The organism is Mesorhizobium sp. P2_D5 (genome assembly GCF_056404355.1).
Map to the genome: position 1 here is coordinate 188,572 of NZ_JBFUEE010000001.1, position 13,091 is coordinate 201,662.

Sequence of the window (13,091 nt, forward strand, 5' to 3'; positions counted from 1 at the left end):
ATCAGACAGGTCGAAGATTCGACAGTTCGAGGATGACGCCATGTGGGTCGGTAACGCTTGGATGTTCTACCAGATCGAAGGCCCATCGGTGAACGCTTTCTTGCACTTCGGCGCGGTAATCCCGGCCTTTGTGGAACAGGCCACGCGCGCCTGAGGTCAGCCAAGGCGCCGACAGGTCCAGCAAGGTGGAAAGTGAGGCCAAGGCACGCGCCGTGACGATCTGCGGCGCCGGGACCAGCGCATGACTGTCTTCAATGCGGCGCGCCACCACCCGCGCCGGCAGACCGAACTGGCCGATGACTGTCTGCAGGAACGACGCCTTTTTGCGATTGCTTTCAACCAGATCGATGCTCGCCCCATCGCGCTCGGCAAGCAGGAAGGCCATGACAAGACCCGGGAATCCGCCACCCGAACCAATATCGACCCAGCGATTCGCGGTCGGCTCGATACGCCTGAGCTGCGCGCTGTCCAGGATGTGACGCTGCCAGACATCGCCTGTCGTCGACTGCGCAACCAGGTTGATGCTGCGGTTCCATTTCTGAAACATCTGTTCGAACGTCACCAGGCGGTCGAATGTTTCACGTGAAACCGGACCGGCCGCGTCCTGCAGGCTCTTCCAGGAGAAAGAGTTCACGCAACGTCCCTCTCAGGCCTCTGCGCATTCTCCTCATGGCGCACATGCGCGACGATGATCGCCAGCGCGGCCGGCGTCATGCCTTCCATGCGCTGGGCATCGGCGATGGAGCGCGGCCGCCGCGCCTGCATCTTCTGCGTCAGCTCGTTGGACAGCCCGGGCACTCCGGCGAAATCGACCGTCTCCGGGATCAGCCGGCTCTCTTCATGCCTGATCTGCGCCACATCCGTCTTCTGCCGGTCCAGATAGACCGAATATTTCGCTTCCGTTTCGAGGCGCTCGGCCGTTTTGGCATCAACCGTCGCGAACTTCGGCTCGACGCCGGCCAGCCAACCGATGTCGACACCGGGATAGGCAAGCAGTTCATAGCCGGAGCGGCGCACGCCATCCCGGTTGATCTCGAGCCCATGCCGCGCCGCCTCGTTCGGGGTCATGGTCAGCGACAACGCCAGCTGACGCGCTTCGTCGAGCTGCTGCATCATATCGCCGTAGCGCTGCATCCGCTGCGCCGAGGCGATCCCCAGCTTCGCAGCGAGGGGCGTCAGCCGCTCATCGGCATTGTCGGCGCGCAGCGACAGCCGGAACTCGGCCCGCGAGGTGAACATCCGGTACGGCTCGCTGATGCCGCGGCTGGTCAGATCGTCGACCATCACGCCGATATAGGCCTCGGTCCGGCTGAGCACGATCTGCTCGCTGCCGGCAGCACAACGCGCCGCATTGAGGCCGGCGAGCAGGCCTTGCCCCGCTGCTTCCTCATATCCGGTGGTGCCGTTGATCTGCCCGGCGAGAAAGAGACCACTGACGCGCCTGGCCTCTAGGCCCGTAGTCAGCTCGCGCGGATCGACATGATCATACTCGATGGCATAGCCAGGCTGCAGCATGACGGCTCGCTCCAGCCCTGGGATGGTTTTCAGGATGTCCAGTTGCACATCCTGCGGCAACGACGTCGAGATACCATTGGGATAGACAGTGTCGTCGTCGAGCCCTTCCGGCTCGAGAAAAATCTGGTGCCCGTCCCGGTCGCCGAACTTGACGATCTTGTCCTCGATCGACGGGCAGTAGCGCGGCCCGACACCTTCGATCGACCCGGAATACATTGCCGAGCGGCCAAGATTGGCGCGGATCAAATCATGCGTCGCCGCAGTCGTGCGGGTGATGCCGCACTCGATCTGCGGTGTTTCGATGCGATCGGTCATCAGCGAGAACGGCACCGGATCCTCATCCGCCGCCTGGCGATCCAGCGACGCCCAATCGATGGTCTTCCCGTTCAGCCGTGGAGGCGTGCCGGTCTTCAGCCGGCCGAGCTGGAAGCCGACGCGGCTCATGGTCGCCGACAGGCCGATGCTCGCCTGCTCGTTCATGCGGCCGGCGACGATCTTCTTGTCGCCGATGTGGATGAGGCCACGCAGGAAGGTCCCGGTCGTCAAAACGACGGCGCCACAGGCGAGCCGCAGGCCGTTGGCCAGCAGAACAGCCGCAATCCGCCCATCGACGATCTCGAAGTCGAGAACCTCACCCTCGATCACGTCGAGATCGTTCTGGAGCCGAATCGCTTCTTGCATGGCAAGGCGATAGAGTTTGCGATCCGCTTGAGTGCGTGGCCCGCGCACCGCTGGCCCCTTGCGACGGTTGAGCAGACGGAACTGAATGCCGGCGGCATCAGCCACCCGACCCATCAACCCGTCCATGGCATCGATCTCGCGAACCAGATGGCCCTTGCCAAGCCCACCGATGGCTGGGTTGCACGACATCACGCCGATCGTGTCGAAGCGCAGTGTCACCAGCGCGGTGCTGGCGCCGGCGCGCGCCGCTGCGCTCGCCGCCTCGCAACCCGCATGGCCGCCGCCCACCACAACCACATCATAGTGATCGGTCATTTCCAAACGTCCTAGAATAGAAAAAGATTGAGCGACACATGTCCCCGCAAGGCGATGCTGTCAAGGAAACTCCGCGGCTCGTTTCACGTGAAACAACCCTGTGGCGAGTCTTCGCCATGTTTCACGTGAATCCGCGCTCCGATCAGAAGGGGCAATCACAGCTTGGCTCTGCCCCTCACCTGCCTGCCGGCGTCCTCTCCCCTTATAATGACGGGGAGAGGGCGCTGTCATCAGCGGCCAGCCTCTTTCTCCCCGTCACTATACGGGAGTTGAGGAGTTGTCCGCGTAGCGGACGAAAAGCCAACTGCTTGGCTTTTCGAACAACGAGCGCCCCGTAGGGCAATGAGGGGCAGGGCTAGCGTCCGCACCTGTGTTTCACGTGAATCAAGGAGGTCGCCACAGCGATGCGCTGCCAATGTTTCACGTGAGTCATTTCCCAATGCAGAACTGCGCGAAAATCACGTCCAGCATGTCCTCAACGTCGATGGCGCCGACGATTCGGCCGAGCCGATCCGCGGCGAGCCGCAACTCCTCGGCCCTCAACTCCTGCCCGATGACCCGGCCGTCAACTGCCCGGTGTAGGTGGCGGTTTGCTTCGCCCAGCAAATCGACATGCCGCAAGCGCGACGGCAGAATATCGCCGGCGCTGCCAGCAGCACGCGCTGCGCGCCGACCGATTTCCGCCAACAACGCGTCAACGCCGGCCCCATCGACGACCGAGATCACGAAATCGTAGTGCCTGTCCGCACTGGCAGCCGCTTTGCTATCCAAAAGGTCTCGCTTGGTGCCGACCTGCAAGGCCGGAACCGCCGACGGGATCGAAGCCACCGCCTGCGGCTCCGCAACGTCCTGCAACAGAAGCAACAGATCGGCTCGATCGGCCTTGGCCCTTGCCTTCTCGATGCCGATCGCCTCGACCTTTCCTGCCGCCTCGCGCAGCCCGGCGGTGTCGGTCAACCTGACGCGCAGCCCCTCCAGATCTAGCACCACCTCAAGCAGGTCGCGGGTCGTGCCAGGCTCATCCGTTACAATAGCTGCATCGCGCCGCGCCAAGGCGTTGAACAGACTCGACTTGCCGGCATTGGGCGCACCGAGAATCACGACCTCGAACCCATCGCGGATGATTTCGGCGGCGCGAAATCCCGCAACGTGCCGGTCGATCTCGTCGACCATCCCCCGGACATCGGACCAGACCGTATCCGAAACGGAACCAGGCACATCATCCTCTTCGGCAAAGTCGATCTCGGCCTCGATCATGGCGCGGGCGTGGATCAGCCGGCGGCGCCAATTCAAATAGAGCTCGCTTTGCGCGCCCTCCGCGTTCTTGACCGCAAACCGTCGCTGCGCCTCGGTCTCGGCGTTGACGAGATCGGCCAGCGCCTCGGTTTTGACTAGGTCGACCTTGCCATTGAGGAAGGCGCGACGGGTGAATTCGCCGGGATCAGCATGCCTGACACCGTCGAAGCCGGTGATCGTCTCCAGCATCCTGGCCACCACCGCGCGCCCACCATGAACGTGGAACTCCGCCACATCCTCGCCTGTAAAGCTTGCCGGGCCGGGAAAAAAGACAATCAGGCCGCTGTCGAGCACGGCACCATCAGGCGCTCGGAACTTGCGCAAAACCGCCGCCCGGTCCTTAGCTATGCTGCCCGCGATCGTTTCGACTACGAATCGAGTCTGCGGGCCGGAAATGCGGATGACGGCGACGCCGGCAGGAAGCCGGCCGCTCGACAGCGCGACAATCGAATCCCTTGAAATCATTTGCCCGCTCTACCGCACTGCCCTAGCTTTGCCCGTTCAATCGCATCGCCGAGTGCCTCATCGTGACATTGCCCCCTCAAAACCTGCTTGCCGAAGAAGCCAGCCCCTATCTGCAGCAGCACAGCGGCAACCCCGTCCATTGGCGGGCCTGGTCGCCGGCTTCGCTTGAAGAGGCGAGGGCGCTGGACAGGCCGATCCTGCTCTCGGTCGGCTATGCCGCATGCCACTGGTGCCACGTCATGGCGCATGAAAGCTTCGAGAATGACGACGTCGCCGCCGTCATGAACCGTCTGTTCGTCAATATCAAGGTCGACCGTGAGGAACGGCCGGACATCGACCAGATCTACATGGCCGCCCTGTCCTCAATGGGCGAACAGGGCGGCTGGCCTCTGACCATGTTCCTGACGCCGGACGGCAAGCCGTTCTGGGGCGGTACCTATTTTCCGCGCGAGCCGCGTTACGGCCGCCCGGGCTTCATCCAGGTGATGCAATCGGTGGACAAGGCCTGGCGGGAGAAAAGGGCGAGTCTGAACCAGAGCGCCGACGGCCTGACGATGCATGTCGAGGCCCGGCTCGCCGGTTCGCATGCCAAAACAGTGCTTGATCGCGACACGCTCGAAGGCCTCGCCAGGGGCATCGACGGCATGATCGACCGCGATCTCGGCGGCTTGCGCGGCGCGCCGAAATTCCCCAATGCGCCATTCATGCTCACGCTTTGGCTGTCCTGGCTGCGCGATGGCAATTCCACGCATCGTGATGATGTCCTGCTCAGCCTCGACCGGATGCTGAGCGGCGGCATCTACGACCATGTCGGCGGCGGGCTGAGCCGCTATTCGACCGATGCCGAATGGCTTGTGCCGCATTTCGAAAAGATGCTCTACGACAATGCCCAGCTCGTCCACTTCTGCAACTGGGCCTATGCGGCAAGCGGCAATGATTTGTTCCGGATACGAATCGAAGACACGGTCGGGTGGCTGTTGCGTGAAATGCGCGTCGCCGGCGGCGCCTTCGCAGCCAGCCTCGACGCCGACAGCGATGGCGAGGAGGGACTGTTCTACACCTGGAGCAAGGTAGAGATCGAAGCTGCACTTGGCGACGATTCCACTTTGTTTTTCAAATACTTCACGCTCTCCAGCCCGCATGGCTGGGAAGGCAAGCCGGTCGTCCATCAAACCAGCTCCCAGCAAGCCCAAAGTGTGGTCGATCGCGATCAACTCGTGCCGCTCAAGGCGAAACTTCTCGCCACAAGGGAAGGGCGGGTCCGGCCGGGCCTCGACGCAAAGACCCTCACCGACTGGAACGGCCTGATGATTGCAGCCCTGGCCGAGGCTGGCCGGTCGCTGGCGCGGCGCGACTGGATCGACGCGGCGGCAAAGGCCTTTGCCCATATCAACACCGCCAGCCGCGACAACCGCTTGCCGCACTCGATGCTGGGCGCGAGGAAATTGTTTCCCGCGCTGTCCAGCGACTATGCCGCCATGGCCAATGCGGCGATCGCGCTGTTCGAAGCCACCGGCGACTGGAGTTATGTCGAGCAGGCCAGCCGGTTCATCGAGCAGCTGGATCTCTGGCACGCCGATGCCGACAGCACCGGCTACTATCTCACCGCTTCCGACAGCACCGACGTGCCGATCCGCATCCGGGGCGACGTCGACGAGGCCATTCCTTCCGCGACCGGACAGATCATCGAAGCGCTGGTTCGGCTCGCCTCCGTCACCGGCGATCTCGACCTGCAGGAAAAAGCCTGGAAGGTCGCCGAGCATGCCGCCGGCCGCGCTGCGCAGCAGGCCTATGGCCAGGCAGGCGTCGTCAACGCCTGTGCGCTGGCGATCGAGCCGCTTAAGCTGGTGCTAATTGATGATCCGTCCAATCCCAAACTTGTTCCGGTTGCGAATCGAAACCCCGATCCGCGTCGGGTCGACGTTATCATTTTTATCGGTTCGGAAGCGAATCGACCCGCGCTGCCCGGTGGATTCCTGCCGCCGACCGACAGGCCGGGTGCCTGGCTCTGCACCGGTCAAGTCTGCCTTCCCGTTGTGACGAATCCCAAAGAGCTCGAACACCTCTTGCGACGCCAATAGGATCAGGAAACCTCGCCTTCCACCGACGGGGGAGTCCGCTACCACATGCGGCCGCGCCGTATCGGGAATGCGACCTGATCTCGGACAATGAAAAACCCCATCCCGGTTTTGCCGGAATGGGGTTTGATAAATAGGCCGGATGTTTCGGCCAAACCCGTTACGTGTTCATCGAATCGAAGAAATCCGCGTTGGTCTTGGTCTGCTTGAGCTTGTCGATCAGGAACTCAATCGCGTCCGTGGTGCCCATCGGCGCCAGGATGCGGCGCAGCACGAAGATCTTCTGCAGGTCCTGCTTGGAGACCAGAAGGTCCTCCTTGCGGGTACCGGACTTCAAGATGTCCATGGCCGGATAGATGCGCTTGTCGGCAACCTTGCGGTCGAGCTGGATTTCGCAGTTGCCGGTGCCCTTGAACTCTTCGAAGATGACTTCGTCCATGCGGCTGCCGGTGTCGATGAGCGCAGTCGCGATGATGGTCAGCGAGCCGCCTTCCTCGATGTTGCGGGCGGCACCGAAGAAGCGCTTCGGCCGCTGCAAGGCATTGGCGTCGACACCGCCGGTCAGCACCTTGCCGGATGACGGCACAACCGTGTTGTAGGCGCGGCCGAGGCGGGTAATCGAATCGAGCAGGATGACGACGTCGCGGCCATGCTCGACCAGGCGCTTGGCTTTCTCGATTACCATTTCGGCGACCTGGACGTGACGCACCGCCGGCTCGTCGAAGGTCGAGGAGATAACCTCGCCCTTCACCGAGCGCTGCATGTCGGTGACTTCCTCCGGCCGCTCGTCGATCAGCAGGACGATCAGATAGCATTCCGGATGGTTGGCAGTAATCGAGTGGGCGATATTCTGCATCAGAACCGTCTTGCCGGTACGCGGCTGCGCGTTGATCAACGCGCGCTGTCCCTTGCCGATGGGCGCCACCAGGTCGATCACGCGCGGCGAGATGTCCTTGCTGGTCGAATTGTCGATCTCCATCTTCAGCCGCTTGGTCGGATAGAGCGGCGTCAGATTGTCGAAGTGGATCTTGTGACGGATCTTTTCGGGATCGTCGAAATTGATGGTGTTGACCTTGAGCAGGGCGAAATAGCGTTCGCCCTCTTTCGGGCTGCGGATCGGCCCTTCGACCGTATCGCCAGTCTTCAGCGAAAAGCGGCGGATCTGCGAGGGCGAGATGTAGATGTCGTCGGGACCGGGCAGATAATTGGCATTGGCGGAGCGCAGGAAACCGAAACCGTCCTGCAGCACCTCGACAACACCGTCACCGATGATCTCGATCTCCTGGGCGGCCAGTTTCTTCAGGATAGCGAACATCAGCTCCTGCTTGCGCATGACGCTGGCGTTCTCGACCTCGAGCGATTCGGCATAAGCGATCAGCTCTGGTGGCTTCTTGTTCTTGAACTCTGCGAGTTTCATTTCTTGCATAGACGGACTCTGAATCTGCTTTGGGGAAAATATATCGGCGGGATGCGACAAATGCCGGGCGCGGCCGAAAGCAATAAAGGGCGGCGCATGACGGGAAGGAAGACCCGTCTTTTATCGTCGCTTGGGTGAAAGAGCAAGCTGCGTTTTATGGGCCCTGGTAAGAGCTAAAACGGCTTGACTACAACCAGGATCACGATTGCGATCATCAGTAATGTGGGGATCTCGTTGATCATCCGCCAGTGCCGGGCCGGCTTTTCGTTGCGATCCTCGGCAAATTTGCGCACCGCGCCCGCCAGATAGCCATGAACGGCGGACAGCAGAAGCACCGCACCGATCTTGGCGTGCAGCCAGCCACCGTGGAAACCAAAGACTTTCCACGCGAGCCACAGACCAAAAACCCAGGTGACGATCATTGCCGGATTGATGATGCCGCGCAGCAGGCGGCGCTCCATCACTTTGAAGGTCTCCGACTGCACCGAGCCCTTCTCGGCATCCACGTGATAGACCAGCAGCCGCGGCAGATAGAGCATGCCCGCCATCCAAGAAATGACGGCAAGGATGTGGATCGCTTTCGCCCAGGGATAGAAGCTGTCGGGCGCGACGAAAAACAAAACTGCCGTGAGAACGACCAGCACCGCAATGCCGATCACCATCCGCATCATTGCCTGGCCAGTGCTGTTGGTGCTGCCAGTGCTGTTTGATTGTGTCATCAGCGGGTCGCGCTCCTCACCAGTTTCACCATTGTCTCGACATGCGCTATCGGCGTCTCCGGCGTGATACCGTGACCGAGATTGAAAATCAGCGGCCCGTCTCCCAGCGTTTTAAGGATGGCCTCGACACCATCGGATAGGGCTTTGCCGCCAGCAACGAGCCGCAAGGGATCGAGATTGCCTTGGACCGCACCCAAGCGCTGCAAATCCTTCGCCGCCACCAGGGGCACCGTCCAATCGATCCCCAGGGCTGTTACTCCGGTCTTCTGACGATAGGTCCGGTACCGCGCACCAGCCCCCTTGGGAAAACCAATGATTGGAACATCGGGATGAACCGCCCGGACCCGGCCAACGATCTCGGTCACCGGCTGAACGCAGAACAGGTCGAACGATGCATCATCGAGAACGCCCGACCAGGAATCGAAGATCTGCACCACATCCGCACCGGCCTCGATCTGGCGGATAAGATAGGCGGCCGAATGATCGGCAAGCACTTTCAGCAAATGTTGAAAGGCTTCCGGCTCGCGATAGGCAAACAGCCGCGCCGGCCCCTGGTCGGGCGTGCCATGGCCGGCAATCATATAGGTTGCCACCGTCCAAGGCGCGCCGCAGAAGCCGATCAGCGTTGTCTCATCGGGCAGTTTTGCCCGCAGCCGGCGGACCGTCTCGTAGACCGGTTCGAGATTCACGTGAAACGTTTTGCTTTCCAGAGCCGCAATCTCTGGCGCCGTGATCGGCGTCAGCAGCGGGCCGCGCCCCTCTTCGAAGCGTACGTCCCGGCCAAGCGCGTGCGGAACGACGAGGATATCCGAGAACAGGATCGAGGCATCGAAGCCGAAGCGCTCGATCGGCTGCAAGGTCACTTCGACGGCAAGGTCGGGATCGTAGCAAAGGTCGAGGAACGAACCGGCCCGCCGGCGTGTCTCGCGATATTCCGGCAGATAACGCCCGGCCTGACGCATCATCCAGAGGGGAGGCGGAAACACCGTCTTGCCCTTCAGGACGTCCAGCATGATCCGGTTCTGGGGCATCGAGCGCTCGCTTCTCCAAGCCTCTCTATAATCAAAGATTCTTATATCTAAGATTCTTCTGATTCTAAGAGTCTGTTGGTTGTGGTGGTTGTCACCTGTCCCGCTTTGCCCGCAAAAACACCAGCTAGCATATTGTCGCGCGCTCGCCTCTCCAGACTGTAGGGTTCTGGGGAAAGTCCGGAATCCATGACTGGAGTCAAGGCGTTAGGAACCGCAGGGAAAAGCCGTCCCTGTGGACAGGCGAGAGACAAAAGACGCCGTCCCCAAACTTGTCCCCAGCCGTCCGGCGAAGCTGACAGTGCGACGAATTGTGGACAAACTGCCATCTGATACAGTCACCCGTGACCGGCCCGTCTTTCCATCCCGCTTTATCCACAGCCGCCCACAGCCTGGAGTGACCCCTTGTGAACAAACCCCAGAGCTTCTTCCACCTGCATCTAATTTCCGACGCGACCGGCGAAACGCTGCTCGCCGCCGGTCGGGCGGCTTCGGCGCAATACAAGGACGCGCGGGCCATCGAGCATATCTACCCGCTCATCCGCACCGAAAAGCAGGTGGCCAAAGTGTTCGAGGACATCGAGGAGGAACCGGGCATCATCCTCTATACGGTCGTCGACCAGAAGCTGGCGCGCGGCATTGACGAGCGCTGCGCGACCATGGGGCTGCCCTGCGTGTCGGTGCTGGAGCCGGTGCTGACCGTGTTCCAGTCCTATCTCGGCACGCCGGCCGGCCGCCGCGTCGGCGCCCAGCATGTTCTCGACGCTGAATATTTCCGCCGCATCGACGCGCTCAATTTCACCATGGAGCATGATGACGGCCAGCTGCCGGCCAATATGGACGATGCCGACATCGTGCTGATCGGCATCTCGCGCACGTCGAAGACGCCGACGAGCATCTATCTCGCCAACCGCGGCATCAAGACCGCCAATATCCCGATCGTGCTCGGCGTGCCGGTGCCGGAGAGCCTGGTCAACGCCAAGACCCCGCTGATCGTCGGGCTGATCGCCACCGCCGAGCGCATCTCGCATGTCCGGCAAAACCGCATCCTCGGCAACAGCAGCACTTACGAAGCGAGCGACTATGTCGACCGCGCCGCCATCACCGAGGAGCTCGCCTACGCCCGCCAGATCTGCACGCGCCATGGCTGGCCGATGATCGATGTCAGCCGTCGCTCGATCGAAGAAACGGCAGCGGCGATCGTTGCCCTGCGCGGCAAGTCGAGATAAATGAGCGAAAAGTGAGTTTTCCGAGTCTTCTCCAGGCGAAATCTAGCCGAAAGTCGGTGCTGCCCCTCACCTGCCTGCCGGCATCCCCTCCCCGTATAGTGACGAGGAGAGGGGCGCTGCCATCGATAATTTCGCCAATCGCCAGCGGTGCTGGAAACAGCGCCGGCGCTGAAGGTGCCCCTTTCTCCCCGTCACTATACGGGGAGAAATGTCCGGCAGGACAATGAGGGGCAGCGCCCACTTTACCGACTAGAGCTGCTCATACTCCAACCGCGCCTGTGCCTGCGCCCGAGTGCAAAATGACCGAAAAAATCATCCTCGCCTCTAGCAGTCCGTTCCGCAAGGCGATGCTCGTCAATGCCGGCGTCGATGTCGAGGCGGTTGCGGCCGATGTCGACGAGCGGGCGCTCGAGGCGCCCTTGCAGGACAGCGGTGTCTCGCCCGAGGATGTCGCCCTGGTGCTGGCCGAGGCCAAGGCGACCGAGGTCAGCGGGCGCCGGCGTGGTGCACTGGTGCTCGGCTGCGACCAGACGCTGTCGCTCGGCGACGACGTGTTCCACAAGCCGGCCGACATGGAGGGCGCGCGCCGTCACCTGCTGGCGCTGTCGGGCAAGACCCATCAGCTCAACAGCGCCGCCGTGCTGGTCCGCGATGGTCAGGTGCTGTGGCGGCATGTCGGCATCGCCAGCATGACCATGCGCAAGCTCGACCCTGCCTTCATCGGCCGCCATCTGGCTCGTGTCGGCGCCAAGGCACTGGCCAGCGTCGGCGCCTACCAGGTCGAGGGCGAAGGCATCGAGCTCTTCGAGAAGATCGAGGGCGACCATTTCACCATTGTCGGCCTGCCGCTGCTCCCGTTGCTGGCCGAACTTCGTGCCCTTGGAGCGATCGATGGCTGAGGCGACCAAAAAAGCTTTCGTCACCGGCCATCCGATCAAGCACTCGCGCTCGCCGAAGATCCACGGCCACTGGCTCGCCCAACATGGCATCGTCGGCAGCTACCAAGCCATCGACGTGGCGCCGGAGGACTTTGCTCAATTCCTGGCGACGCTGCAGGCGAACGGTTATCGCGGCGGCAATGTCACCATTCCGCACAAGGAGGCGGCCTTCGCGCTGGTCGACCGGCGAGACGAGGCGGCCGAAGAGATCGGCGCTGTCAACACGCTGTGGTTCGAGGACGGCATCCTGTGGGGCGGCAACACCGACGGTCACGGCTTTGCCGCCAATCTCGACGATAATGCGCCGGGCTGGGCAAGCAACGGCCCGGCTGTCGTGCTTGGCGCCGGCGGCGCGTCGCGCGCCATCATCCATGCGCTGAAGCAACGCGGTGTCGCCGACATCCGCATCGTCAACCGCACGCTGGCCCGGGCGCAGGAATTCCGCGATCGCTTCGGCGCCGGCGTTACCGCGCACGGCATGGCGGCGACCGGCGAACTGCTTGCCGATGCCGGTCTGCTGGTCAACACCACGGCGCTCGGCATGCACGGCAATGAGACCCTTGCCGCCGATCCCGCCTTGCTGCCGGGCCACGCCATCGTCAACGACATCGTCTATGTGCCGCTGGAGACGCCGCTGCTTGCCGCGGCCCGCGCAAGGAGGCTGAAGGCCGTCGACGGTCTCGGCATGCTGCTCAACCAGGCCGTGCCCGGCTTCGAGCGCTGGTTCGGCGTCAGGCCGCAGGTTACGGCCGAATTGCGCGCGCTCATCGTCGCCGACCTGGTGCCGAAACCATGATCGTGCTCGGTCTCACCGGCTCGATCGGCATGGGCAAGTCGACAACGGCCAGGATGTTTGCCGAGGCCGGCGTCCCGGTTCATGATTCCGACGAGGCGGTGCATCGCCTCTATGCCGGCAAGGCCGCGCCCTTGGTCGAAGCGGCCTTTCCCGGCACGACGGACGCCGGCGTGGTCGATCGCACAAAGCTGGGCGAACGCGTGCTTGGCGACGCCAGCGCGCTGAGGCGGCTGGAGTCCATCATCCACCCGCTGGTGCGCGCCGATGCCGATGCCTTCCTGGCGCGCAACCGGGCCGACGGTGCGCCGCTTGCGGTGCTCGACATTCCGCTGCTGTTCGAAACCGGCGGCCGCAACCGCGTCGACAAGGTCGTCGTCGTCACCGCCGCGGCCGAAGTGCAGCGCCAGCGCGTGCTGGCGCGACCGGGCATGACCGAGGAAAAACTGGCATCGATCCTGGCCAAGCAGGTGCCGGATGCGGATAAGCGTCGTCAGGCCGATTTCATCATCGACACCGGACAAGGGATGGACGCCGCCCGCGCGGCGGTCAAAGCCATCGTTGCGGATCTGACCGGGGATAAGTCAAGGAATGCCATCTCCTGACGCCAGGCCGTC

Annotated in this window: 11 protein-coding genes; 5 read left to right on the forward strand and 6 right to left on the reverse strand. The window is 62.6% G+C overall.

Annotated features, from left to right (window positions below):
* Position 1: 1 nt before the first annotated feature.
* The 3 genes from rsmG to mnmE form a co-directional block, all read right to left on the reverse strand.
* Positions 2-634 (reverse strand): 16S rRNA (guanine(527)-N(7))-methyltransferase RsmG, encoded by a 633-nt coding sequence (rsmG, locus tag AC1DYW_RS00880; RefSeq protein ID WP_457152310.1) that lies wholly within the window; start codon positions 632-634, stop codon positions 2-4.
* Positions 631-2,511, reverse strand: coding sequence for a tRNA uridine-5-carboxymethylaminomethyl(34) synthesis enzyme MnmG (gene mnmG / locus AC1DYW_RS00885; protein WP_477224797.1), 1,881 nt, complete (start codon positions 2,509-2,511; stop codon positions 631-633). The genes rsmG and mnmG overlap by 4 nt, the downstream gene beginning before the upstream one ends.
* Before the next feature lie 429 nt (positions 2,512-2,940).
* Positions 2,941-4,272 carry a tRNA uridine-5-carboxymethylaminomethyl(34) synthesis GTPase MnmE gene (gene mnmE / locus AC1DYW_RS00890; protein WP_477224798.1) on the reverse strand — a complete coding sequence of 444 codons (1,332 nt, stop codon included), beginning with the start codon at positions 4,270-4,272 and terminating at the stop codon, positions 2,941-2,943.
* Positions 4,273-4,334: 62 nt separating this feature from the next.
* On the opposite strand from mnmE, the gene AC1DYW_RS00895 reads away from it, so the two are divergent.
* On the forward strand, positions 4,335-6,353 hold the full coding sequence (locus tag AC1DYW_RS00895) for a thioredoxin domain-containing protein (protein WP_477224799.1): 2,019 nt from the start codon (positions 4,335-4,337) through the stop codon (positions 6,351-6,353).
* 157 nt (positions 6,354-6,510) lie between these two features.
* Here AC1DYW_RS00895 and rho read toward each other — a convergent pair whose 3' ends face one another.
* The 3 genes from rho to hemE all read right to left on the reverse strand — a co-directional run bounded on the left by rho (position 6,511) and on the right by hemE (position 9,517).
* Positions 6,511-7,776 carry a transcription termination factor Rho gene (gene rho, locus AC1DYW_RS00900; RefSeq protein WP_095083886.1) on the reverse strand — a complete coding sequence of 422 codons (1,266 nt, stop codon included), beginning with the start codon at positions 7,774-7,776 and terminating at the stop codon, positions 6,511-6,513.
* A gap of 164 nt (positions 7,777-7,940) precedes the next feature.
* Complete coding sequence (gene hemJ, locus AC1DYW_RS00905; RefSeq protein WP_477224800.1) at positions 7,941-8,486, reverse strand: protoporphyrinogen oxidase HemJ; 546 nt, start codon at positions 8,484-8,486, stop codon at positions 7,941-7,943.
* Positions 8,486-9,517 (reverse strand): uroporphyrinogen decarboxylase, encoded by a 1,032-nt coding sequence (gene hemE / locus AC1DYW_RS00910; RefSeq protein WP_477224801.1) that lies wholly within the window; start codon positions 9,515-9,517, stop codon positions 8,486-8,488. The genes hemJ and hemE overlap by 1 nt, the downstream gene beginning before the upstream one ends.
* A gap of 404 nt (positions 9,518-9,921) precedes the next feature.
* Between hemE and AC1DYW_RS00915 the strand changes: the two genes are divergently transcribed.
* The 4 genes from AC1DYW_RS00915 (at position 9,922) to coaE (ending at position 13,079) form a co-directional block, all read left to right on the forward strand.
* On the forward strand, positions 9,922-10,743 hold the full coding sequence (locus AC1DYW_RS00915) for a pyruvate, water dikinase regulatory protein (protein WP_095083883.1): 822 nt from the start codon (positions 9,922-9,924) through the stop codon (positions 10,741-10,743).
* 299 nt (positions 10,744-11,042) lie between these two features.
* Positions 11,043-11,642 (forward strand): Maf-like protein, encoded by a 600-nt coding sequence (locus AC1DYW_RS00920; protein ID WP_457152998.1) that lies wholly within the window; start codon positions 11,043-11,045, stop codon positions 11,640-11,642.
* Positions 11,635-12,477, forward strand: coding sequence for a shikimate dehydrogenase (locus AC1DYW_RS00925; protein WP_457152997.1), 843 nt, complete (start codon positions 11,635-11,637; stop codon positions 12,475-12,477). The genes AC1DYW_RS00920 and AC1DYW_RS00925 overlap by 8 nt, the downstream gene beginning before the upstream one ends.
* Positions 12,474-13,079, forward strand: a complete 606-nt coding sequence (gene coaE / locus AC1DYW_RS00930; RefSeq protein WP_457152996.1) for a dephospho-CoA kinase — start codon at positions 12,474-12,476, stop codon at positions 13,077-13,079. The genes AC1DYW_RS00925 and coaE overlap by 4 nt, the downstream gene beginning before the upstream one ends.
* Positions 13,080-13,091 lie beyond the last annotated feature (12 nt).

Coding starts and splice junctions, on each gene's coding strand:
- mnmG (WP_477224797.1), bottom strand. CDS start 2,511: ATGACCGATCACTATGATGTGGTTGTGGTGGGCGGCGGCCATGCGGGT.
- mnmE (WP_477224798.1), bottom strand. CDS start 4,272: ATGATTTCAAGGGATTCGATTGTCGCGCTGTCGAGCGGCCGGCTTCCT.
- rho (WP_095083886.1), bottom strand. CDS start 7,776: ATGCAAGAAATGAAACTCGCAGAGTTCAAGAACAAGAAGCCACCAGAG.
- hemJ (WP_477224800.1), bottom strand. CDS start 8,486: ATGACACAATCAAACAGCACTGGCAGCACCAACAGCACTGGCCAGGCA.
- hemE (WP_477224801.1), bottom strand. CDS start 9,517: ATGCCCCAGAACCGGATCATGCTGGACGTCCTGAAGGGCAAGACGGTG.
- AC1DYW_RS00920 (WP_457152998.1), top strand. CDS start 11,043: ATGACCGAAAAAATCATCCTCGCCTCTAGCAGTCCGTTCCGCAAGGCG.
- AC1DYW_RS00925 (WP_457152997.1), top strand. CDS start 11,635: ATGGCTGAGGCGACCAAAAAAGCTTTCGTCACCGGCCATCCGATCAAG.
- coaE (WP_457152996.1), top strand. CDS start 12,474: ATGATCGTGCTCGGTCTCACCGGCTCGATCGGCATGGGCAAGTCGACA.